This window comes from Janthinobacterium sp. GW460-12-1-14-LB5, assembly GCF_059423585.1.
This window is the reverse complement of record NZ_JBWKYD010000014.1, coordinates 1-23,039: the sequence shown is the minus strand read 5'-3', so window position 1 is coordinate 23,039 and position 23,039 is coordinate 1. Positions and strand designations below refer to the sequence as shown.

Here is a 23,039-nt window from a genome sequence, read left to right as displayed (position 1 = left end):
GCGGTATTAATGAATCGGATGCGTGCGGAAGTGATCGCCTTCGTCACCTTCATCTTCATCATCGCCATGGTCATGGCCGTGTGCGCCATGCACGTGGCCATGGGCGATTTCTTCGTCGGTGGCTGCGCGCACGTCAGCGACGGTCAGCGAGAAGCGCAGCGCGATGCCGGCCAGTGGATGGTTGCCGTCCAGCACGACCTTGTCGTCGGCGATATCGGTGACCGTGAAGATCATCGCTTCTTCGTCCGGCGAATCGCTTTCCGGCATGCCTTCGAACTGCATGCCCACTTCCAGCGGCTCAGGCAGGCGATTGCGCGGCTCGACCTTGACCAGGGCTGGGTCGTATTCACCGAAAGCATCATCCGGTTCGATCTGGATCGTGTTGGAATAGCCAACTTCCTTGCCGTCGAGCTCTTCTTCGATCTTCGGCAGGGTGTTTTCATAATCACCGTGCAGGTAGACCATCGGCTGACGGCCGTCTTCGATCAGATTGTCTTGCGCGTCTGACAGTTTGTAGTTGACAGTCACGACCGTATTTTTGGCAATCTTCATTATGCTTCCTTTCATTGTATAAGCTGGCAAATTATACCTTCACGCCGCCAACGGCAGGCGCATTCCTGCATTTCCGGTTGTTATAATGGGCGCATGAAAAAATTAACTCTCCTCGGCGATATTACGCCGGCGCAATTCCTGCGCGACTATTGGCATAAAAAACCCTTGTTGATCCGTCAAGCCGTGCCTGGCTTCAAGGCGCTGTTCGACTTCAAGGCCCTGGCCGAGCTGGCCACCCTCGACCACGTCGAATCGCGCCTGGTCAGCCATGCGGATGGCCACTGGAACATGCAGCAAGGCCCTTTGACCAGCCTGCCTTCGCTGAAACAGAAGGAATGGACCTTGCTGGTGCAGGGCGCCAACCTGCACAGCGCCAAGGCCGACGCCCTGCTGCGCCAGTTCCGTTTCCTGCCGGACGCGCGCCTGGACGACCTGATGGTCAGCTTCGCCACCGATGGCGGCGGCGTGGGCCCGCATTTCGATTCCTACGACGTGTTCCTGCTGCAAGGCCAGGGCAAGCGCCACTGGCGCATCGGCGCGCAGAAGGACCTGAGCCTGATCGACGGCTTGCCGCTGAAAATCCTCAGCAACTTCACGCCTGACGAAGAATTCACGCTGGAACCGGGCGACATGCTGTACCTGCCGCCCCACTATGCGCACGACGGCGTGGCCATCGGCGACTGCCAGACGTATTCGATCGGTTTCCGCTCGCCCACGTTCCAGGAACTGGGCGAAGCCTTCTTGCAATTCATGGCCGACTCGATCGACTTGCCGGGCATTTACAGCGATCCGGACTTGAAAGCCTCGGGCAAGCCGGCGGAAATCCCCCGCGACATGCTCAGCACCATCACGGAAGAAATGAACAAGGTGCGCTTCACGGAAGAAGACGTGACCATTTTTCTCGGCGAACACCTGTCGGAACCGAAGCACAACGTGTTTTTCACGCCGCTGTCCAAGCCGCTGACGGTGGGCCGCTTCGCCGACGCCGCACAGAAGAAGGGTGTCGTGTTGTCGCGCAAGACCCTGATGCTGTATCGTGGCAAGAATGTCTTCATTAATGGCGAATCGTTTGCCATAGGCAAGGCCGATAAAACGGCACTGGAAACCCTGGCCAACGAACGTGCCCTCGATGGCGCGGCCGTGGCGCAAGCTTCCGATGACGTGATGGATGCCTTATATACCTGGTATCAGGATGGCTGGATCGAACTGGCTTGAATGAGGGTGTCGTAGCAAAGTGGTATTACAGTAGGTAAAATAGCAGCATCTGCGCCAGCGCAATGAAACATATTATTTTTATATCGTTTTGTCGCGCTTTCGCAAATCGCTTACACTTGCTTGCAATTTGCTTCGGCAAATATTGCGATATCACAAAATAGTTGCGAATTTGCCTCTTGCTCCTATTGCGACGCACCAAAAATCGCTATAATATTCGGTTAGGAAGTTTCCGTTGTCTGGCAGGCACCACCTGGTACGAAAAGCCTTCGAAGACGACCTAACGAGCGATAATTACCGGTAATTATTCATCGCAACAATATTGATTTATTTTTTGAAATAATTAAGGAAAACAAATGAAAAAATCCCTGCTGATCGCCTCCCTGATGGTTGTTGCTCTGGCTGCTTGCAGCAAAAAAGAAGAAGCTCCTGCACCAGCACCAGTAGTAGAAACCCCAGCACCAGCACCAGTAGTTGAAGCTGCTCCAGCTGCTGCTGCTGACGCTGCTGCTTCGGCCGCTACCGACGCTGCTGCTGCTGCAACCGCTGCCGCTTCGGCCGCTACCGACGCTGCTTCGGCTGCTTCGGCTGCTGCATCGGCTGCTAAGTAATTTAGCACCCCGCAGGAAAGAAAGCCGGCCTTCGGGCCGGCTTTTTTGCGTCCGGTGTTTTATCCGCAGGATAAAATGCGGGACGCGGGCAATTAAAAAGGCTGGACCGGTTTCCCGGGCCAGCCTTTTTATTAAGATGCGGCAGGTTCTGATGCCTGCCGCGTCGATAGCGCTTATTTCAACTGCTCGTTCAGCAAGCCCAGGATCTTCTCGGCCACTGGCGAGGTCGCCGGCTGGCCTTCGTTGCCGAGGATGCTGACCAGGCTGGTCGAACCATTGCCCGCCTTGACCAGGACGCGGTAGCGCTGCGCTTCCTTGTCCTTGTCGGCGGACGACGAACCCCAGCTGAACAGTTTCGAGAAGAAACCATCTTTCTTGACCGCGTCCGGATCCACGTAACGCACGAAATACGTGCCTTGCGTGCGGTCGCGGTCTTCCACGGTGAAGCCGACGCGGTCCAGCGCCAGGCCGACACGGCGCCAGGCGCGGTCGAAACCTTCATCGACTTCGATGGCGCGCGCCGGCGTGGCGGCGTCGCCCACCAGCTTGGCGTGCTGCGGCTGCACGATGGCGGCGTCGACGGCCGTCTTCGCCTGCGCTTCGTCGCTGGCCGCGCCCAGGCGCGTCATCAGCTTGGCCAGGAATTGCGCTTCCAGGCCCGGATCGTTCGGGCGAGCGGTCCAGGTGGTGGTTTCCTTGTCGCGGCCCGTGACGACCTCTTCCACACCACGGTGGCTGATGTAAATCTCGGTCGAACCGTCGGCCAGGCGCTCCACGCGGGTGCGGAACTTGTCTTTCTCGCCCGTCGAGTACAGCGAGTCGAAGGCCTTGCCGATGGTGTTGCGGATAAAGTCTTGCGGCAACTTGGCGCGGTTTTCGTTCCACTCGGTTTCCAGGATGCCAGCCGTGGGCTGGTCGATGGCGATGGTAAAGCCCGAATCTTCCCAGAACTGCTTGAGTTGCGGCCACAGCACTTCAGGCGACTGCTTGACGACCAGCCAGCGCTGGTTGCCCGCGCGCTCGACCTTCACGCTACCCGCCGTGACCGGCACGACACCCACCACGCCGTCGGCGCCCACGATGACGGGGGTACCGGCCGTGGCGTTGCGCTGCGCGTTGTAGCCGGAAGCCGTCGCCACGCCGTTTTTCGAATCCGGCAGGGAGTAACGGTTATCCTGCTGCAATTGCGTCAGGTCAGGCGGCACGTCCAGGGTGCTGGCTTTCTTGACCGACTTGTAGTCGACCTTGTCGCCGCCGACTACCGAACTGATCATGCCGCAGCCCGCGAGGCTGGCTGCGACGGCGCCGATGACGATGCCGCGGACGGCGATGGTGGCAGGCGCCGGTTTGGTTTTCTTGCAATTAGTCATGTCGTAACTGGATAAGAAGCTAAGTAGCAGCTGGAATCAGGGAAGGTCCGGACTGGTCAAGTCCGGGCTTGAAGTTCGGCTTAAGACAGGATGCCGGCGTCGCGCAAGGCATCGCGCACGGTGGCATGGCAGTTTTCAGCCAGCGGCACCAGTGGCAAGCGTATGCCGGCAGGCATCAGGCCCATTTCCGCCATCGCCCATTTGACGGGCACCGGATTGGGCTCGACAAACAATTTCTGGTGCAGAGGGAAAACTTTGTTATTGATGGCAATCGCCGTGGCGCGCTCGCCCGCCATGGCCGCGACGCACAGTTCGTGCATGGCGCGCGGCGCGACGTTGGCCGTCACGGAGATATTGCCGTGGCCGCCGCAGAACATCAGCGCCATGGCCGTCGGATCGTCGCCCGAGTACACGGCGAAGTCGGCTGGCACGAGGCGCAGCAGGTCGATGCCGCGGCCGATATTGCCGGTCGCATCTTTCACACCGACAATATTCGGGATGGCGGACAGGCGCACGATGGTCTCGTTGCTCATGTCGGCAACCGTGCGACCAGGCACGTTGTACAGGATGACGGGAATGTCGACGGCTTCGGCGATGGCCTTGAAGTGCTGGTACATGCCTTCCTGGGTAGGACGGTTGTAGTACGGCACGACTTGCAAGACAGCATCGGCGCCCGCTTCTTTCGCATAGCGCGTCAGTTTGATGGCCTCGGCCGTGGAGTTGCCTCCGGCACCGGCGATGATAGGAATGCGTCCCTTGGCATGTTCGACGGTCAATTGGATCAGTTCGCAGTGTTCTTCCACGCTGACTGTTGCCGATTCGCCCGTCGTGCCAACGATGACGATGCCGTCCGTACCCTCGGCGATATGCCAGTCGATCAGCTTGCGCAGACCTGGAAAGTCCAGACTGCCGTCTGCGTGCATCGGGGTGACGATTGCTACAATGCTGCCCTTGATCATAGTAAGTTTATAGCGCCGATAAATAAAACAACGATTGTAGCGGATAGCCCGCGCCTGTGGTGCATTCTGACATAGTATGGCCGCTCAAAACGTCGGCAGCAAGGCTGCCAACCGTGGAAAATCCGGCCGGACGGCACAAATTCGTTGCACCAGAGCAGCTTTTGGCTGTTCCACGCGCCCATCCTCATACGCTACCACACGCAAGCCGTGCTGCACCGCCCAGGTCAGCATTTCGCCTTCCTTCAACAGGAATTTCGGATTCGACGGCTTGCCGAACTGCTCATTACCCTCGGCAAACGTTTCGTACAGCAACACGCCATCGGGCGCCAGGCTGGCCACCATGGCTTCCAGCAGGGGCCGGTGCAGATAATTGGTGACGACGATGCCGGCAAAGCGGCCGGGAGCGAAGGGCCACACGGCGCCCGGCGCTTCCAGGTCCACCAGCGAGGTGGTGATGCCCGTGCCGGCCGCCTTTTCCAGCATTTCCGGATCATGGTCGAGCGCGATCACGGGGTGGCCCAGGCTCACCAGGTGGCGCGCGTGGCGGCCGGCGCCGCACGCCAGGTCCAGCACTTCGCCGCCCGGGATCAGGGGCGCCCAGCGGCGCAGCCAGCCGGAAATCGCTTCGGTTTCTAATATTGGTTCAGTTACTTGCATCGGTACTTCCATCATTTATGTGCGACCATCCAGTTGCTTGTTTCAAGTCAACAGGGCCGTCAGGGGCGTGACCAGGGTGACAAACATGCCGATGACAAATTCGATCGCCGCCAGCAAGGCGCGGTTCAGGATGCCCGTGTACATCAGCAGCACCAGGGCGCCGAACACGTACAGGCTGTAGCGCTCGATGCTGGCGTACGGGCGCGCCAGCTGCATCGGCAGCAAGCCCGTCATGATGCGTCCGCCATCGAGCGGCGGCACGGGAATCAGATTAAAGACGAACATGGCCGCGTTGACGCTGACGCCCGCGCCCGCCATCTTGCGGAAAAACATGCCCATTTCCGTCGGCGGCAGCACGCTGAGCACGACAAAGGCGATCATCCAGCCGAAGCCCATGACGAAATTGGCGCCGGGACCGGCAAACGCCACCCAGGCCATCTGCTTCTTCGGATTGCGCAGGCGGCTGAAATCGACGGGCACCGGCTTGGCATAGCCGAACGGCACCTGGATCGTGAAATACAGCATCAAGGGCAGCAAGATCGTGCCGAAAGGATCGATATGCCGGATGGGATTGAGGCTCAGCCGGCCCTCGTTCGAGGCCGTGGGATCGCCGAAATAGCGGGCGGCATAGCCGTGCGCCGCCTCATGCAGGGAAATGGCAAACAGCACCGGCACCAGGTACACCGCAACGGTCTGGACTATCGTATTGAAATCGCTCATGACTGCGATTCTACCAGAGGCGTCCTGGACACTTTCTTACGTTGCCATTAAAGACAGGTAAATTTCGGCAGCAGGATGGACGCGCGATACCGCCTACAAGCCCAGCACGGCCGGGTCGCCCCGTCCCACGCGCACCACTTCCGGTTCCGCTCCCGTCAGGTCGATCACGGTGCTGGGGCCATGCGCGCAGACGCCGCCGTCGATGATCAGGTCGACCAGCTTTTCCAGCCGCTCGCGGATGGTGTCGGCGTCCGTCAGGCTGTCTTCGTCGCCGGGCAGGGTCAATGTCGCGCCCAGCAGCGGCTGGCCCAGCTCTTCCAGCAGGCATTGCACGATGCGGTGCTGCGGCACGCGCAGGCCGATGGTCTTGCGCGAAGGATGGCTGAGGCGGCGCGGCACTTCCCGCGTCGCTTCCAGGATGAAGGTATAGGCGCCCGGCGTGGCCGCCTTGAGCAGGCGGAACTGGCGGTTGTCGACCCGGGCGTACACGCCCAGCTCGCTCAAGTCGCGGCACAGCAGGGTCAGATGGTGCTTTTCATCGACGCCGCGGATGCGGCGCAGGCGCTCGACGGCGCCCTTGTCGTCGAGCTGGCACACCAGCGCGTAGCAGGAATCCGTGGGCAAGGCCACGACGCCGCCGGACTGGATGATTTGCGCCGCCTGCTTGATCAAGCGCAATTGCGGATTGTCAGGGTGAATCTGGAAAAATTGACTCATGTGTCAGCGTTCTGGCGAACCAGCTTGTTAAGTTAGCATTATTGTACGCCGCGCAGCGCGGCGATGCGTTGTTCGATCGGCGGATGCGTGGCAAACAGCGCGCCCCAGCCGCCATTGCCGCCGCTGATGCCCAGCGCCTGCATCGATTGCGGCAGCTCGCCCGGCGGCACGCCGCCGAGGCGGGCCAGCGCATGCATCATCGGCGTGGGGCTGCCCAGCAGCTTGGCGGAACCGGCATCGGCGCGGAATTCGCGCTGGCGCGAGAACCAGGCGACGATGATGGAAGCGAGCAAGCCGAAGATCACTTCGCACACCATCACGGTCACAAAGTAACCGATGCCGCGTCCGCCGCCTTCGCGGTTGTTATTTTTCAGCAATACATTATCGACAAAGAAACCCACCACGCGGGCCATGAAGACGACGAAGGTATTCACCACGCCCTGAATCAGGGTCAAGGTGACCATGTCGCCATTGGCCACGTGGGCAATCTCGTGGCCCAGCACGGCTTCGACTTCATCGCGGTTCATGCTTTGCAGCAAGCCGGTGGAGACGGCCACCAGCGCCGAATTTTTAAAAGCGCCCGTGGCAAAGGCATTCGCGTCGCCTTCGTACACGGCCACTTCCGGCATGCCGATGCCGGCCCGCTCGGACAGGGCGCGCACGGTATTGACCAGCCACAACTCCGTCGGCGAGGTCGGGTTGTCGATCACGCGCGCGCCCGTGCTCCACTTGGCCATCGGCTTGCTGATCAACAGGGAAAAAATCGACCCTGTAAAACCCACCACCAGCGAAAACATCAGCAGACTGCCCAGGTTCAAGGTACTGCCCCGCGCCGGATTGCCCACGCCCAACAAGCTGAGGACGAGCGACAGCACCAGCATCACGGCCAGGTTGGTTGCGATAAAAAGGACGATGCGTTTCATGGGCGATGGCTCCAGATGACTATGTATGACAAGAATAACGAAAAGATAAGTACGGACAGGCGCATTTTCAAGCCCGCATGGCAGGCGCAGGCCAGCCGTGCCCTAGAACCAGTCGTGCCAGATGGGCGTGACATTCGATGGTAAAGGCGGCAGCATGGCAAAATCCACGCGCGATTCGCCCGGCGCATGGAAATCCGTGCCGCGCGAGGCGAGGAAGCCGTAGGCATTGGCCAGTTGCGCGTATTCCGGATACTGGTCCGGACTGTGGCTGCCCGTGACGACTTCGATGGCCACGCCGCCGAGTTGCTTGAATTCATCGAACAGCACGCCTTGTGCCATGTCGCTGAAGCGGTAGCGGCCCGGATGGGCGATGACGGCCACGCCGCCCGCGCCGCGTATCCAGCCCACGGCCTCGGCCAGGGTGGCCCAGCGGTGCTCGACGTAGCCTGGCTTGCCTTCGGACAGGTATTTCTTGAACACGTCGGGGATATTCGCGCATTTCCCCATTTCAACAATGTAGCGGGCAAAGTGCGTGCGCGACATCAGGTCCGGGTTGCCGACGAATTTCAAGGCCCCTTCATAGGCGTCGGGGATGCCGGCCAGGTCCAGCTGGCGGGCGATTTCCCGGCCGCGCGCGTCGCGCCCCGAGCGTGTCTGGTGCAAGCCCTGCACGAGGCCCGGATTGTTTTCATCGACTTGCAAGCCGACGATGTGCACGGTTTCGCCGGCCCAGGTGATGGAAATTTCCACGCCGGCCACGAAGCGCATGCCCAGATCCAGCGCGGCCGCGCGCGCGGCGGCGACGCCCGAGACTTCATCGTGGTCCGTCAGCGCCCACACATCGACGCCCGCCTTGCGGGCGTGCGCAGCCACGGCGGCCGGTGACAGCACGCCGTCGGAGATATTCGAATGACAATGCAGGTCAACTTTAAGCATGTGAAAACAATACCCTGCACGGGCTCAGCATGGAAGAAGTTTTCATTGTACGCTGCTTGTCAAATCGCGCTGCAGCGTTCCAGACACACATCAGGCCAAAAAGGCTTCCACCAGCCGCGCCAACTCTGCCGGCTGATCATGATGCAGCATATGGCCCGCGTCCAGCATCATCTCGCAACGCACATCCTTGATGCAGGCCAAACGCCGGTCGATTTCAATGCGCGCTTCTTCCTTTGGCCCCATCCACTGCCACATATTCGTGCCATCGGCCTCCACCCACAGCACGGGCGCCGTGATGCGGCGCCAGCACGCCATCACTTCTTCCACCTGGTACAGGATGGGATTGACGCGCTTGTGCCGCGGGTCGCCCATGATGTCCCACTCGCCCGCCTCGTTCTGCGCCGACCAGTGTTCCGCCAGGAAGGCCGCGCGCTCGTCCGGCAGGCGCGGATTGGTCTTTTGCAGGCGCTCGGCCACGGCCTGTTGACTCGGATAGCTGCGCATGACGGGCGGCTCGCGCAATTCGGCTAGCCACTTGGCGTAGCGGCCAGGCGCCTGCTCCGGCCTGGTTGCCATCATGCCGAAGCCTTCCAGGTTGATGAAACGGCTGATGCGCTCCGGGCGCACGCCCGCGTACAGACCGGCCACGTTGGCGCCCATGCTGTGGCCGAGCAGGTTGACGGGTAGATCCGGTGAATAGTGCAGCAGCATGGCGTCCAGGTCGGCCAGGTAGTCGGGGAACCAGTAGGTGTCCGATTGCGTATAGTCGCTCAGGCCAAAGCCGCGCCAGTCGGGGGCGATCACGTGCCAGTCGCCTTGCAACTCGTCGACGACGAACTGGAACGAGGCGGCCACGTCCATCCAGCCGTGCACCATGAACAGGATGGGCGCGCCTACACGGCCCCAGTGGCGCACGTGCGTGCGGGCGCCGCGGATGTTGATGAATTCGGAACGGAAAAGTTTCATGGGTTTCATCTGATTGCCTGCCTTGAAAGTGGCGCGGATGGCGCCACATGCTGTGTCTGTAGATAGTGCGCACATAAAAGTACGACCGTTCGATAATTATACCGGATTGGCGGTCGGCGGCAGGACTTGTCCTGCAACAGCGTAAAATAGCGTACATTTCCGCGTCCGGCCGTGCCCGGCGCTTCCACCACCGCCACAGGCTGACGATGACACTCTACCAATTGGGCGCCGATGCGCCGCAGATTGATGCTTCCGCTTTTGTTGCCGACACGGCCAACGTGATCGGCAAGGTCACCCTGGGCGCGAACACGTCCGTATGGTTCGGCGCCACGATTCGCGGCGACAATGAACGCATCAGCGTGGGCGCCAACAGCAATGTGCAGGAAGGCGCCGTGCTGCATACGGACCCGGGCTACCCGCTGGACATCGGCGAGAACGTGACCATCGGCCACCAGGCAATGTTGCATGGATGCACGATCGGCGATGGCGCCCTGGTCGGCATCCAGGCCGTGATCCTGAACGGCGCGAAGATCGGCAAAGGCTGCCTGGTCGGCGCGGGCGCGCTGGTCACGGAAGGCAAGGAATTTCCCGACAATATGCTGATCCTCGGCTCACCGGCGAAAGCCGTGCGGGCCCTGACGGCAGACGATATCACCAGGCTACAAGGCAACGCCGTGAACTATGTGCAACGCGGCCAGCTATTTAATACGCAACTCAAGAAGATTGGATAAAAGAATGACGACTGAAACCACGGGCGCCGTCAGCGCAGCCGCCACCGGCCAGGATACCCTGCAAAAGTTTATTTTTGACAACGCCGCCGTGCGCGGCCAGTTCATCGACGTATCGACCACCTGGCAAGAAGTGGTGTCGCGCCACGCCTACCCGACGGCCGTGAAAAAAGTGCTGGGCGAAATGGTGGCCGCCGCCGCCCTGCTGTCGGCCAACCTGAAATTCAACGGTTCCATCATCATGCAAATCCACGGTGACGGCCCCGTGCGCCTGATGGTGGTCGAGTGCGATTCCGACCTGCGCCTGCGCGCCACGGCCAAGCTGGACCCGGACGCCGCCATCCCCGACGGCGCCACCGTGCCGCAATTGCTCAACGCCACGGGCAAGGGCCGCTTCATCATCACCCTGGACCCGGCCGACAAGGTACCGGGCCAGCAACCGTACCAGGGCATCGTGCCGCTGGACGGCGACGACATGGCGACCGTGATCGAAAACTACATGTTGCGTTCGGAACAGCTCGACACGCGCCTGTGGCTGGCCACGGACGACACCGTCTCGCGCGGCCTGCTGCTGCAAAAGCTGCCGCACCACGGCGGCAAGGCGGAAGCGACGCCCGTCTCGGAAGAAGACGCGCTCGACACGTGGAACCGCGCCGTGATGCTGGCCTCGACCCTGAAAGAGGCGGAAATCCTGTCGACGGACATCGATACCCTGATGCAGCGTTTGTTCTGGGAAGAAACGATCCGCGTGTTCGACCCGCTGCACCCGAGCTTCCATTGCAGCTGCACGCGCGAAAAAGTGGGCAATATGCTCAAGATGCTGGGCGAGGAAGAAGTCAACAGCACCCTGGAAGAAGTGGGCCAGGTCGGCGTAAATTGCGATTTCTGCGGCCAGCATTATGAATTCGACAAGGTCGATTGCGCGCAGCTGTTCATCACGGATGCGCCGGCCGAAGTGCTGATCCCTCCCGCAGCAAGCATTAACTAATTGTAATATTCCCCGCGCCGCCCCTCAGGCGGCGCAATTGTTTCCACTGTCATCGTTCCGTCATCAGTTCGTCATCAGCCCGTCACGCGCCGCCGTTACGCTGCGCAGCTTGTATTACTTCCAATATTTTCCACAGGCTGATGATGACCACCCACTTGACGCTGGCCCTGCGCCGCCATTCCTTCCATGTGTTGCTGGGCGCTTGCGCCGCGGGCTTGAGTTTGCCGGCGCTGGCGCAAACGGCCGTCGCGGCCGCCGTGGCGTCCGCCGCCACCGAGATGGCCGCCGCCCCGGCTGCCGACGATAATGCTCCCATGGCCACCGTGGAGATTTCCTCGCGCAAGACGCGTTCTTCGGTGGCCCTGAGCAAGAATGAAATCCAGAAAATCCTGCCCGGCACGAATCCCCTGAAAGCCCTGCAAACCTTGCCGGGCGTCAGCTTCCAGACGGCCGATCCATGGGGCAACAACGAGCAAAACCTGTCGCTGTTCGTGCACGGTTTTTCCGGCCAGCAACTCGGCTACACCATGGATGGCGTGCCGCTCGGTGACCAGCAATACGGCAACTACAACGGTCTGTCGCCGCAGCGCGCCGTCATCAGCGAAAACGTGCGCAGCGTCGTGCTGTCCTCGGGCGCGGGCGACCTGGCAACGGCCTCGACCAGCAACCTGGGCGGCACCATCGAAACGTATTCCAGCGACCCGCTGGCCACGCAGGGCGGCAGCGTGCAGCAGACGGTGGGCAGCCACCGCACCTCGCGCACGTTTGCCCGCTACGACACGGGCGCCTTCGGCGACGGCAGCAGCGCCTATTTTTCCATCCTGCACCACGAAGCGCGGGCCTGGGACTTCGATGCGCGCCAGGGCGGCGACCAGTTCAACGCCAAATACGTCAACCGCAGCGAAGCGGGCAAGCTGACCCTGTTCTTCAATTACTCGGACAAGATCGAGCCGAACGAAGACAGCACCGTGCACGTGGCGGGCGAGACGAGTTCGCCCTACACGCGCCCTTTCCTGTACCCGGACTTCAAGGCGGCCCTGAACTACCTGTCGCCGACGGGCGCCACGCCTGCCGCGGACGGCAACAATTACCGCAATTACTACAGCGATGCGCAGCGCACCGATTACCTGGCCTACGCCAAGTTCGACGCCAACTTGTCCGAAGGCATGACCTGGTCCAACCAGGTGTATTACCACAAGGATGACGGCGCGGGCGTGGTCGCCGGCCCCATCGGCGTGGCTGGCTTGCCGGGCCTGTTCAGCGTGTACTACCCGAAACAGAACCTGAAACAGGTATTCGGCAACTCGGGCTACGCCGTGCGCACGACGGAATACGACATCAAGCGCGGCGGCTTCCTTTCCACCTTGCGCAAGGAAATCGGCAATCACCAGCTGGAAGCGGGCCTGTGGCTGGAACAGAACCGTTCATCCGCCTACCGCCGCTGGTATGCGCTGGACGTCAACAACCCCACTTCGCCGTACGACCGCCCCAGCAATCCTCTGATCACGCAGTACGGCAGCGAGATCGACAACAAGGTGGTGCAGCTGCACTTGCAGGATGAATGGCGCATCCGCCCCGATATCGCCCTGCAGGCCGGCTTCAAGTCCAGCCTGCAGTTTGCCGATGGCCAATTCCCCGTGCAGCCGGCCAAGGGCGCCATTTCCGGCGGCTCGACCGCCCTGCCCGTCGGCACCATCAACACGAAAAAATGGTTTTTGCCGCAAGTGGGCGCGCGCTGGGACTTCACGCCGCAAGACCAGCTGTACTTCAACATCCAGAAAAACATGCGCCAGTTCGTCACCTATGGCGGCGGCGGCGCCTCGCCCTGGAGCTTGTCGAGCCAGGCCGCTTTTGATTTGTTCAAGCGCGACGCCAAGCCGGAAACGGCCCTCACCTATGAAGTGGGCGTGCGCGGCAGCCACCCATTGAACCTGGGCGCCATCACGGCCATCGATGGCCAGGTCAATGTATACCACGTCGATTTCAGCAACCGTTTGCTGCAGATCAGCCCCACGCCCGTGATTTCCTCCATCATTGGTGGCAACCCCGTGCTGGCCAACGTGGGCAGCGTGCGCACGGACGGCATCGATATCGCGGGTACTGTGCACTTCGGCAACAATTTCTCGTTCTACAATGCTCTGTCGTACAACCGCTCGCAGTATGCGGACAATTACAACAATGGCGCCGCGCTGGTATTGACGGCGGGCAAGAACGTGCCGGGCTCGCCGGAGTGGCTGAACAAGTTCGTCGCTTCCGCTACGTTTGGCGATATCGAAGTGCAACTGACGGGAGACTATGTGGGCAAGCGCTACGCGACGTACACCAACGATTTGTCCGTGCCCAGCTATTTCCTGATGGGCCTGGGCGTGTCGGGCAAGCTGCCGGCCATGGCCGGCTGGCTGAAAAACCCGCGCTGGCGCGTGAACGTCAGCAACCTGGCCAACCGCGAAGGTGCGCTGAACGTGGTCGTGGGCGCGGCCGACAAGACGTATAACACCTTCCCCATCGCCCCGCGCCAGGGCTTTTTGACCCTGACGGCGGACTTCTGATGCGCGCGCCCATCCTCCCACGACGGCACTTTTCGCGCCGCAGCTTCGTCCAGGCGGCCGTGGGCGGCCTGGCCCTGGCCGCCGCACCCGGCTTTGCGGCCGGCCTGCTGGCCACGCCCCCGAGCCGTCCGCTCGTGTTCGCCCACCGGGGCGCCAGCGCCCTGCGCCCCGAGCATACCTTGGCCTCGTACGCCAAGGCCATCCTCGACGGCGCCGACTACGTGGAGCCGGACCTGGTGGCCACGCGCGACGGCATCCTCGTGGCGCGCCATGAAAGCAACCTGATAGACACCACCGACGTGGCGCGCCGGCCCGAATTTGCCAGCCGGCGCGGCAAGAAGATGGTCGACGGCGAATGGCACGAAGGCTGGTTCGTCGACGATTTCACGCTGGCCGAACTGAAGACCCTGCGCGCCATCGAACGGCTGCCGAAAGTACGCACCGGCAACACCTTGTACGATGGCCAGTTCCAGATCCCCACGTGGGAAGAAATCATCGATTTTGTTGCAGCGCAATCAGCCGCCAGCGGCCGCATCATCGGCCTCGTGCCGGAGCTGAAAAGTTCCACGTATTTCCGCGATGCGGGCCTGGCGCTGGAAGACCGTTTCCTGTCGACCATGCTGGCGCACGAGTACACGCGCCGCGCGCCGATCGAGATCCAGTCCTTCGAAGTGGCCAATTTGAAGTACCTGCGCGAGAAGCTGGGACGGCGCGCCAACGTGCGCCTGATGCAGCTGGTGGTCGGCGGTGATATCCGCCCGATGGACGTGGTCAAGGCGGGTGGCAAGCTGACGTTTGGACAAATGACCACGCCGGCCGGCTTGCGCGACATTGCCGCCTATGCGGACGTGGTGGCGCCGCCAACGCGAGGCATCATCCCGCTGGGCGCCGACCAGCGCCTGGCCAGGCCCACCGCCATCGTCGACGACGCGCACCAGGCCGGCTTGCTGTTGCACACCTGGACCTTCCGTCCGGAAAACCGTTTCCTGGCGGCCGACTTCCGCGACGGCAATGGAGAAAATGCGCGCAACGAAGCCGGTTCCGTGGCGGAAATGCGGCGCTACATCGAGACGGGACTGGACGGCTTTTTCAGCGACGATCCCGGTTTGGGACGCATCGCCGCCGGATAAACATTTGGTAACAAATTCTTTTTCAGGGCGTGGCCGGCGGCTACGCCCTTATTATTCGTTTCTTGAATTTCTGAAATTGGAATTTGAAATTGGACGCATATCGCAATCTCCATTATTGTGCAATGCAACAACAGACCATTCATGGAGGGCATATGTCCACTTTTACCAACACCTACAGCAACGACAACGACAACTACTTCAGCAACCTGGGCCGCGCCACGCGCGCCTTCCTGGGCGCCCTGCTCGCTTCCAAGCCGTACAGCGAACTGGCACAGAAGGAAGTCATCGCCACCACAGCCACCAGCGCCGATGACGAGCGCTATGTGCGTCCAAGCAAGCGCGATTTCGCCCTGCTGAACTCGGAAGCGAACCGCTACGAGCACCTGATGCCGAACCTGGCAGCTGAGCTGCGCTTCCTGGCCTCGCGCGGCTAAAAAAACGCCCAGGGCGCGTTGCCTGCGCCTCGCCGTGGACGTTTTTTGCGCTAACCAAGCACTAATAATTTAAAGGAAATTTTATGATGTTTCTCGAAACCGCACTGATCGCTGTCGCCGTCGTGGTCACCAGCATCCATTTTTACCTGATCACGACCGGCAAGGCCCGTTTCTGATCAGCAAGCAGCAAGGCAGCAGCACGCCGCGCCATGCGGCCAGTCGTGCGTAGCAGTACAAGGTAACAAGGTAGTAATGTGACATGTCAGCCTGGCAATCGGTCCAGGCTGGCAAGTGGGAAATAGTACTCTCTTAATGTGGCGCAGCAGCGTCCACCGGCGTTTCCAGCAGTGGCGGGGTTTGTCCCTTGCGCACGATCTGCACGAAAATCTCATTCTGTTTGACCATGCCCAGCTCATAGCGGGCACGCTCCTCGACGGCGCCCGTGCCATCTTTCAGGTCGCGCACTTCGGATTCGAGCTTGGCGTTGCGCGCCTTCAATTCCATATTCTTTTTATTCGCCACCGCCACCTGGGCTTCCATGTCGGCAACGCGCAGCCAGCCGCCTTTACCCAGCCAGAGGGGAAATTGGATCAGCAGCAGCAGGGCTGCCAGGGCGAGCGTAATCAGGCGCATGGGGGATTCAGTTAAAAAACCGGCCGGATATCTCCGGCCGGCCAGTGGGTTTTACATCAGCTTACTTCAGATTATAGAACGCATCGCGGCCAGGGTAGCTGGCGATGTCGCCCAGGTCTTCTTCGATACGCAGCAGCTGGTTGTACTTGGCCATGCGGTCCGAACGCGACATCGAGCCGGTCTTGATCTGCAGGGCGTTGGTAGCCACAGCGATATCGGCGATGGTCGAGTCTTCCGTTTCGCCCGAGCGGTGCGAAATGACGGCCGTGTAGCCGGCGCGCTTGGCCATTTCGATGGCGGCGAAGGTTTCCGTCAGGGTGCCGATCTGGTTGATCTTGATCAAGATCGAGTTGGCGATGCCTTTCGAGATGCCTTCTTTCAGGATCTTGGTGTTGGTGACATACAGGTCGTCGCCGACCAGTTGCACTTTCTTGCCCAGTTCCGCCGTCAGGATCGCCCAGCCGTCCCAGTCGCCTTCGTGCATCGCGTCTTCGATCGAGATGATCGGGTACTTGTCGCACCAGGTCGCCAGCAGGTTGGTGAACTCGGTAGCCGTCAGGCTCAGGCCTTCACCTTCCATTTCGTACTTGCCGTTCTTGTAGAACTCGGACGCGGCGCAATCGAGGCCGATGGCGATCTGCGTGCCCGGCTCGTAGCCCGCTTCTTCGATGGCCTGGATGATCAGCTTGATGGCTTCTTCATGGTTGGCCAAGGATGGGGCGAAACCGCCTTCGTCGCCCACGTTGGTGTTCAGGCCCTTCTTGTGCAGGATCTTTTTCAGCGTGTGGAACACTTCCGCGCCGTAGCGGACGGCTTCCTTGAACGACGGGGCGCCCACGGGAATGATCATGAATTCCTGGATGTCCAGGTTGTTGTCGGCGTGTGCGCCGCCGTTGATGACGTTCATCATCGGCACTGGCATCTGCATGGCGCCCGAACCGCCGAAATAGCGGTACAGCGGCAAGCCCGCTTCTTCAGCTGCAGCCTTGGCCACGGCCATGGAGACGGCCAGGATGGCATTGGCGCCCAGGCGCGATTTGTTTTCCGTGCCGTCCAGGTCGATCAGGGTACGGTCCAGGAAAGCCTGTTCATTGGCGTCCAGGCCCATGATGGCTTCGGAGATTTCGGTATTGATGTTTTCGCATGCTTGCAGCACGCCCTTGCCGAAGTAGCGCTTGGCGTCGCCATCGCGCAATTCCACGGCTTCGCGCGAACCGGTCGAGGCACCCGACGGCACGGCCGCGCGGCCCATCACGCCCGATTCCAGCAACACATCGCATTCGACGGTCGGGTTGCCGCGCGAGTCCAGGATTTCGCGACCGATAATATCAACAATAGCACTCATGTCATTCTCCAAAGTTAAGCGTAACAGGGGCTGCACACTGCGTTCTGATGCGCAATTGCACAAAGGGGGCAAAGAAACTCCCGGCGGGAACCATCTGGCCGGGAGCTGTCTTACGGGTAATACTGTCGCACGCGACCCGCGTTATTCCGCGGCGGCGTTGGCTTCCTTGTGCGCCAGCGCTGCCTTGATGAACGAGGTAAACAGCGGATGGCCGGTGCGTGGCGTCGACTTGAACTCGGGATGGTATTGCACGCCCATATACCATGGGTGGGCATTTTCACCCGTGCGCGGCAATTCCATGATTTCGCACAAATCTTCGCTCGGCGTGCGGGCCGAGACGATCAGGCCAGCCGCTTCGACACGGGCCAGGTAGTGATTATTGGCTTCGTAGCGATGGCGGTGACGCTCGGTCACCACGCTGCCGTAGATCTCGGCGGCGAGGGTGCCCGGATTGACGGCGCAGGTCTGCGCGCCCAGGCGCATTGTACCGCCCAGGTCCGAGTTTTCATCGCGCAACTCGACTTTACCATCGTGGTTTTGCCACTCATTGATCAGTGCAACGACAGGTTGATCCGTATCAAGGTCGAACTCGGTCGAATTCGCGTTCGGCATGCCAGCCTTGTTGCGCGCGTATTCGATCAGGGCCACTTGCATGCCCAGGCAGATGCCCAGGTAAGGGATCTTGTTTTCACGGGCGAACTGGGCCGCCTTGATCTTGCCTTCCACGCCGCGCTTGCCGAAACCGCCCGGCACCAGGATGGCGTCGTACTTGGCCAGGTTCTCGCAACCGGTCGTTTCGATTTCTTCCGAATCGATGTACTCGATGTTGACGCGGCTTTCCGTGTGGATGCCGGCGTGGCGCAGCGCTTCGATCAGCGACTTGTACGATTCCGTCAGCTCGACGTACTTGCCGACCATGCCGACGGTCACTTCCGCCTTCGGGTGTTCCATCGTGTAGATCAGCTTGCTCCAGATCGACAGGTCGGCCGGGGCTGGATCGAGGTCCAGCGCGTCGCAGATGATCTTGTCGAGGCCCTGGTCGTGCAGCATTTGCGGCACCTTGTAGATGGTGTCGACGTCCCACACGGAAATGACGGCGTCTTCCTCGATGTTCGAGAACAGCGAGATTTTCGCGCGCTCGTCTTCCGGGATGGCGCGGTCGGCGCGGCACAGCAAGGCGTTCGGCAGGATGCCGATTTCGCGCAGCTTTTGCACCGAGTGCTGGGTCGGCTTGGTCTTCAGTTCACCGGCCGAGGCGATGTAAGGCACCAGGGTCAGGTGGACGAAGGCCGTGTTCTTGCGGCCGGCGCGCAGGCTCAGCTGACGCGCCGCTTCCAGGAATGGCAACGATTCGATATCGCCGACGGTGCCGCCGATTTCGCACAGGGCCACGTCGTAGCCTTCGGCGCCACGGCGGATGTAATCCTGGATTTCATTGGTGATATGCGGAATCACCTGCACGGTCTTGCCCAGATATTCGCCCCGGCGTTCCTTGCGGATCACCGATTCATAGATCTGGCCGGTGGTGAAGTTATTCACCTTTTTCATGCGGGTGGAGATGAAGCGCTCGTAGTGACCGAGGTCGAGGTCGGTTTCGGCCCCGTCGTCGGTGACGAATACTTCACCGTGTTGCATAGGGCTCATCGTGCCAGGATCGACGTTGATATACGGGTCGAGCTTGAGCATGGTGACTTTAAGGCCGCGCGATTCGAGGATCGCGGCGAGGGAGGCGGCGGCAATCCCTTTTCCAAGGGAAGACACAACGCCACCAGTGACGAAGACAAATTTGGTCATTGCAGATGGTGCCGAACGGCACGTGCGGGAAATTGAAATTATACACTAAAGCCCGCCTGCGTCGCCCCCTGCGCGCGGAAATTTGCGCCAAATACCGACTATCCCTCCCCCTCCTGCTGTCTACGCACAACAAAATTACCTGATAGCAATAATTGAAATATTTCCAATTCCATACTTTGTGTGGGCGAGCGAACAGACCCTGCCGGGCCCTGGCCGCAGACTGTGATTTTTCAACAGGAGGTCCACCATGAGCTACGAAGAACGCGACGCCTACGGCATGTATGTCAACCGCGGCCACAAAGGCCCCGGCCCTGAACTGATGGGTGCCGACACCCTGATCGGCGACCATGTGCACAATGCCAAGGATGAACACCTGGGCGAAATCAAGGAAATCATGATCGACATGCGCAGCGGCAAGATTGCCTACGCCGTCATGTCGCACGGCGGCGTCTTCACCATCGGCGAAAAGCTGTTCGCCGTGCCCTGGGAAGCGCTGCTGCTCGACACCGTCAACAAGCGCTTCACCCTGAACGTCGACAAGGAGCGCATCGAAAACGCGCCCGGCTTCGACACGGATAACTGGCCGAACATGGCGGACAGCGCCTGGGCGACGTCGATCCATAGTTACTATGGCACCACGCCGCGCGAGTATTAATCAACCCCAAGCGCAGGGCCGGGGTCGTACCCTCAGGGTACGACCCCAGTATTTGCACTTGGGTTTGACTAGAAGCGGTACTCCAGCCCCGCCACATAGGTTCTGCCCCGCGCCGTGCTCAGCGGCGTATTTTCCTGCGACTGGGACGGCATCGAGTTCAGGCGGTTCAGCGCTTCCGAGAAATCCTTGTTCATGGCGTTCTGCACGGACAGGCGCAGGAACAGATTCTTGCTGACCTGGTAACTCGCATACAAGTCGATCACGGCCGGGATCTTCGGATTCTCGGCCTTCAGCACTTCGCCCGTCGCTTCATCGGCTTCATTGTCCGGCGACAGGCGGCGGTTCGAGCCCGTGTGCTTGAGGATGGCGCCCACTTCCAGCTTGTTCTCGAGCAAGCGCGTGCCCACGTCGAGGTTGTAATACACGCTGGGCAGCTCGCTGATGTCGGCCGCGCCGAACCAGGCGCTGGCGATCGAGGTAGGCTGGCGCGTCGTTTCGCGCGTGTACGACAGGCGCGCATACGCGGGGCCCAGCTGGTACTGCGCTTCCAGTTCCCATCCGCGCGAATACACGGGCGTGGCCGAGTTAATGTAGATATACATGTTCGTCATGTAGTCATCCACATTCTGCCAGTCATTGGCAAGCACTTCCGCGATATTGCACTTGCGGCCGCGATCGCACACGAGGAAGGACTGGCTGGTGATATAGCCATCGATCTTGCTCTTGAAATACAGGGCCTTGAAATTGAGCGCATCGTTGGCGCTCAGCAAACCATGCAGGCTGGAATTGAAGCCCAGCTGGTAGGTGGTCGCCCGCTCGCCCTTCAGGAACGGGTTCATCGAGGCCCCGCCGTCATTCGAGAAAAATACTTCCTGCGGATTCGGCCCGCGCATGGTGCGCTCGGCGCTGGCAAACGGCTGGAACCACGGCGTCACCTGCGCGGAAACGAGCAGCGAAGGATTGATGCCATGTTCCTTCAGCGCAATATTGCTCGCCCCTTGCGGGAAACACTGCACGCGCGGATCGCAGGCCGGCTTGTGGCCGCTCAAATCAAAGTGCGTGTAGTTGAGACCCGCATTGACCTGAACAATGCCACGGTTGTATTGCAGGCCCGCATACAGGCTGCTGATCTTTTGCACGCCTTCGGGGCCAAACGTATTGTTTTCAATCGATTGCTGGTTCGCATCCGGGTTGTCCGGATCGTCGACGAGGCTTTCCACGTGCTTGCTGTATTTATTACGCATCAGCTTGCCGCCGATGGTCACCAGCGCATCGCCGCCTGCCAGCCTGAAGCTGCTGGTATTGTTGATGTCGACCGCGTCGGCGCGGTTCGCCGCATTCGTGTTGATGAAATTGGTCAGCGCCTCGGGCATGTATTTCTGGTTGCCACGGCTGCTGCTGGCCACCACATTGAGGTCGATCAATTCGGAAAACGGCGTGTAGTGATATTTTACGTAGTAGTCATCGCTGCGAATGTCGCGGCGCGTAAACGTGCTGCGGTAATCGCGTGCCGACAGTTCCAGCGAGTGGAAATCACTCAATGTGAGGTCCAGCTTGAGCAATTGCGACTTGGGTTTCTGCTTGTAATAGCGGTTGTAGCCGAAACCAAATTCCTCGCTGTTGACGCCCTTCGCATTCTTGTAGTTGTTGCCGATTACACTGGCGCTGGTGGCGGCCATGAAGCCGACGCTGCCGCCATCGAAGGCCGGGTTTTTCATTGCCACGGCCAGCATGGCACTGCGCCCCACGCCATTATTTCCGGCCGACATCTTCGTGCGCGCCCCCGTTTTTTCGCCGGCGAAGACGACGTCATCGACGCCGATGGTGCGGAAATTGGCGCTGCCAGCCAGCGCATTGACACCGTCGCCACCGACGACATTGCCGCGCGACACGTCCACGCCGATGATGAAATTCGGGTCGATCAGGGCGCCGAACTGGCTGCTGGGCACGCCGCCGTGCGACACGGACGACGGCGCGCTGCCATAGTAATTCTGGCTCACGCCATCGACCATCATGTTCACGCGGCCCAAGCCCGACAGGCCGCGGATGTTGACGCTGACGGCGCCCTGCGCCGGATCGATCTGGGTAAACGTGCCCGGCATGCTGCGCACGATCTGGTCCACGGGCTGCAAGCGCGTGTCCGCGCCGCGCGCGCTGACGGCGCCCGGTTTTTCCAGCGCCTGCTGTTCCACCGGAATAGTTTCACCCGATACGTTCAGCGGCGAAAACGCGACCTTGCCGCGCTCTTGCGGTTCCTGTGCTTGTTGCGCCCATGCCTGCTGCGCCAGCAACGCCATGCAGACGCCCACGGCTCGTGCCATTATCTTGATATGCATACACCCTCGATTTGTTATGTTAGATTTTTAATGAATACAATCGGCATCCTCATGCCTTGTCCTGTCCTGGCTCCAGCTTGAACGAGACGGGCAAGGTGACGGTCACCGTGCCCTGGTGCAAGACGTTGTCGGGCGGGGCCGGCAGCGGCTGCGCCCGCTGCAGCACTTGCAAGGCTTCGCGGTCGAGCAGCACCGTGCCCGACGAGGTGACCAGCTCGCTGGCCAGCAGCTTGCCGTCGCGGTCCACCTGGAAGCGCACCCAGGCGGCGCCAGCCCGCTTGCGCTGGCGCGCGTCGCCCGGATAGCGCTTGAAATGGGCCAGGTGACCGAGCACCCGGCTTTGCCAGCTGGCCGGTGCCGCGCTGTTCGATGGCGTGTCGCTGTCGAACGGCGCCGCCTGCGGACCGCGCACCGAACTTGGCGCCGGCGTGGCGCTGCTGCTGGCCTGCGCGGGCACGGCAGCTTCCTTCGCGGCATCCTTGCCGGGATCAGGCGACGGACTGGCCGCTGCCTTCGCCTCTTTTTCCGCGGCAACGATGTCCGGCGCGGCGGCGCGTGCCAGCACGGGCAGCGCCTCTTGCCGGATGGCGCTCTTGGGCGGCCGGGCGGCGCTGGACGCGGCCGACTGGCGCGCCCCGACCGCTGCCGCCTGTTGTGTCTCCGGCGACATCGCCTGTGCCGCAAACACGACCATCACGCTGGCGGGCGATTGCGCGGATGCGAGGGGCGCAGGCCGCCAGGCCGCCCACAGCAGCAGCGCCAGCGCGGCGGCCGCCACCAGCGACGTGGCGATGCCCCAGCTCAATACCGGACGGGGATTCACC

General features: G+C 61.1%; 22 protein-coding genes. 8 read left to right on the top strand and 14 right to left on the bottom strand.

Annotation, left to right across the window (positions count from 1 at the left end):
- Positions 1 to 6 precede the first annotated feature (6 nt).
- Positions 7 to 552, bottom strand: a complete 546-nt coding sequence (locus AC07X6_RS15735) for an FKBP-type peptidyl-prolyl cis-trans isomerase (protein WP_092606541.1) — start codon at positions 550 to 552, stop codon at positions 7 to 9.
- A 93-nt stretch (positions 553 to 645) separates the two neighbouring features.
- Between AC07X6_RS15735 and AC07X6_RS15730 the strand changes: the two genes are divergently transcribed.
- On the top strand, positions 646 to 1,767 hold the full coding sequence (locus AC07X6_RS15730; protein ID WP_474292321.1) for a JmjC domain-containing protein: 1,122 nt from the start codon (positions 646 to 648) through the stop codon (positions 1,765 to 1,767).
- 353 nt (positions 1,768 to 2,120) lie between these two features.
- Positions 2,121 to 2,375 carry a flagellar basal body L-ring protein FlgH gene (locus AC07X6_RS15725; RefSeq protein ID WP_131687525.1) on the top strand — a complete coding sequence of 85 codons (255 nt, stop codon included), beginning with the start codon at positions 2,121 to 2,123 and terminating at the stop codon, positions 2,373 to 2,375.
- A 173-nt stretch (positions 2,376 to 2,548) separates the two neighbouring features.
- Here the strand turns inward: AC07X6_RS15725 and bamC are convergent, their stop codons facing one another.
- From bamC to AC07X6_RS15685, 8 genes are all read right to left on the bottom strand, one after another.
- Entirely contained in the window at positions 2,549 to 3,745 is a 1,197-nt protein-coding gene (gene bamC, locus AC07X6_RS15720; RefSeq protein WP_230541160.1) for an NlpB/DapX family lipoprotein, read from the bottom strand.
- 80 nt (positions 3,746 to 3,825) lie between these two features.
- Positions 3,826 to 4,704, bottom strand: coding sequence for a 4-hydroxy-tetrahydrodipicolinate synthase (gene dapA, locus AC07X6_RS15715; protein ID WP_034750679.1), 879 nt, complete (start codon positions 4,702 to 4,704; stop codon positions 3,826 to 3,828).
- An 84-nt stretch (positions 4,705 to 4,788) separates the two neighbouring features.
- On the bottom strand, positions 4,789 to 5,361 hold the full coding sequence (locus AC07X6_RS15710) for a class I SAM-dependent methyltransferase (protein ID WP_099666949.1): 573 nt from the start codon (positions 5,359 to 5,361) through the stop codon (positions 4,789 to 4,791).
- Positions 5,362 to 5,403: 42 nt separating this feature from the next.
- Complete coding sequence (locus tag AC07X6_RS15705) at positions 5,404 to 6,081, bottom strand: site-2 protease family protein (RefSeq protein ID WP_494791570.1); 678 nt, start codon at positions 6,079 to 6,081, stop codon at positions 5,404 to 5,406.
- A gap of 93 nt (positions 6,082 to 6,174) precedes the next feature.
- A complete protein-coding gene (locus AC07X6_RS15700; protein ID WP_474292323.1) occupies positions 6,175 to 6,798 on the bottom strand; it encodes an L-threonylcarbamoyladenylate synthase in 624 nt (207 codons plus the stop codon).
- Between the two features lie 38 nt (positions 6,799 to 6,836).
- A complete protein-coding gene (gene htpX, locus AC07X6_RS15695; protein ID WP_494791569.1) occupies positions 6,837 to 7,721 on the bottom strand; it encodes a protease HtpX in 885 nt (294 codons plus the stop codon).
- A 102-nt stretch (positions 7,722 to 7,823) separates the two neighbouring features.
- Positions 7,824 to 8,657, bottom strand: a complete 834-nt coding sequence (locus tag AC07X6_RS15690; protein ID WP_230541162.1) for a 3',5'-nucleoside bisphosphate phosphatase — start codon at positions 8,655 to 8,657, stop codon at positions 7,824 to 7,826.
- 90 nt (positions 8,658 to 8,747) lie between these two features.
- Entirely contained in the window at positions 8,748 to 9,623 is an 876-nt protein-coding gene (locus tag AC07X6_RS15685; protein WP_494791568.1) for an alpha/beta fold hydrolase, read from the bottom strand.
- 206 nt (positions 9,624 to 9,829) lie between these two features.
- Here AC07X6_RS15685 and AC07X6_RS15680 point away from each other — a divergent pair, with 206 nt between their 5' ends.
- The 5 genes from AC07X6_RS15680 to AC07X6_RS15660 all read left to right on the top strand — a co-directional run bounded on the left by AC07X6_RS15680 (position 9,830) and on the right by AC07X6_RS15660 (position 15,452).
- Complete coding sequence (locus AC07X6_RS15680; RefSeq protein ID WP_474292326.1) at positions 9,830 to 10,354, top strand: gamma carbonic anhydrase family protein; 525 nt, start codon at positions 9,830 to 9,832, stop codon at positions 10,352 to 10,354.
- A 4-nt stretch (positions 10,355 to 10,358) separates the two neighbouring features.
- The gene (hslO, locus tag AC07X6_RS15675; RefSeq protein WP_474292327.1) at positions 10,359 to 11,339 is read left to right on the top strand and encodes an Hsp33 family molecular chaperone HslO; all 981 of its coding nucleotides are present in this window, start codon (positions 10,359 to 10,361) and stop codon (positions 11,337 to 11,339) included.
- A 140-nt stretch (positions 11,340 to 11,479) separates the two neighbouring features.
- A complete protein-coding gene (locus tag AC07X6_RS15670; RefSeq protein ID WP_494791567.1) occupies positions 11,480 to 13,888 on the top strand; it encodes a TonB-dependent receptor in 2,409 nt (802 codons plus the stop codon).
- A complete protein-coding gene (locus tag AC07X6_RS15665; protein ID WP_494791566.1) occupies positions 13,888 to 15,018 on the top strand; it encodes a glycerophosphodiester phosphodiesterase in 1,131 nt (376 codons plus the stop codon). Before AC07X6_RS15670 ends, AC07X6_RS15665 begins: the two co-directional genes overlap by 1 nt.
- Before the next feature lie 152 nt (positions 15,019 to 15,170).
- Complete coding sequence (locus AC07X6_RS15660; protein WP_494791565.1) at positions 15,171 to 15,452, top strand: hypothetical protein; 282 nt, start codon at positions 15,171 to 15,173, stop codon at positions 15,450 to 15,452.
- Positions 15,453 to 15,761: 309 nt separating this feature from the next.
- On the opposite strand, the gene ftsB is transcribed toward AC07X6_RS15660, so the two are convergent.
- From ftsB to pyrG, 3 genes are all read right to left on the bottom strand, one after another.
- The gene (ftsB, locus tag AC07X6_RS15655) at positions 15,762 to 16,085 is read right to left on the bottom strand and encodes a cell division protein FtsB (RefSeq protein WP_035821182.1); all 324 of its coding nucleotides are present in this window, start codon (positions 16,083 to 16,085) and stop codon (positions 15,762 to 15,764) included.
- Between the two features lie 61 nt (positions 16,086 to 16,146).
- Complete coding sequence (gene eno, locus AC07X6_RS15650) at positions 16,147 to 17,430, bottom strand: phosphopyruvate hydratase (RefSeq protein ID WP_034750709.1); 1,284 nt, start codon at positions 17,428 to 17,430, stop codon at positions 16,147 to 16,149.
- A gap of 141 nt (positions 17,431 to 17,571) precedes the next feature.
- On the bottom strand, positions 17,572 to 19,224 hold the full coding sequence (gene pyrG / locus AC07X6_RS15645; RefSeq protein ID WP_230541168.1) for a CTP synthase: 1,653 nt from the start codon (positions 19,222 to 19,224) through the stop codon (positions 17,572 to 17,574).
- A 247-nt stretch (positions 19,225 to 19,471) separates the two neighbouring features.
- Here pyrG and AC07X6_RS15640 point away from each other — a divergent pair, with 247 nt between their 5' ends.
- The gene (locus AC07X6_RS15640; RefSeq protein ID WP_070291784.1) at positions 19,472 to 19,879 is read left to right on the top strand and encodes a PRC-barrel domain-containing protein; all 408 of its coding nucleotides are present in this window, start codon (positions 19,472 to 19,474) and stop codon (positions 19,877 to 19,879) included.
- Positions 19,880 to 19,947: 68 nt separating this feature from the next.
- On the opposite strand, the gene AC07X6_RS15635 is transcribed toward AC07X6_RS15640, so the two are convergent.
- The gene (locus AC07X6_RS15635; protein ID WP_494791564.1) at positions 19,948 to 22,215 is read right to left on the bottom strand and encodes a TonB-dependent receptor domain-containing protein; all 2,268 of its coding nucleotides are present in this window, start codon (positions 22,213 to 22,215) and stop codon (positions 19,948 to 19,950) included.
- Between the two features lie 49 nt (positions 22,216 to 22,264).
- Positions 22,265 to 23,039: energy transducer TonB family protein (locus AC07X6_RS15630; protein ID WP_494791563.1), on the bottom strand; the 775-nt coding region annotated here is incomplete at its 5' end.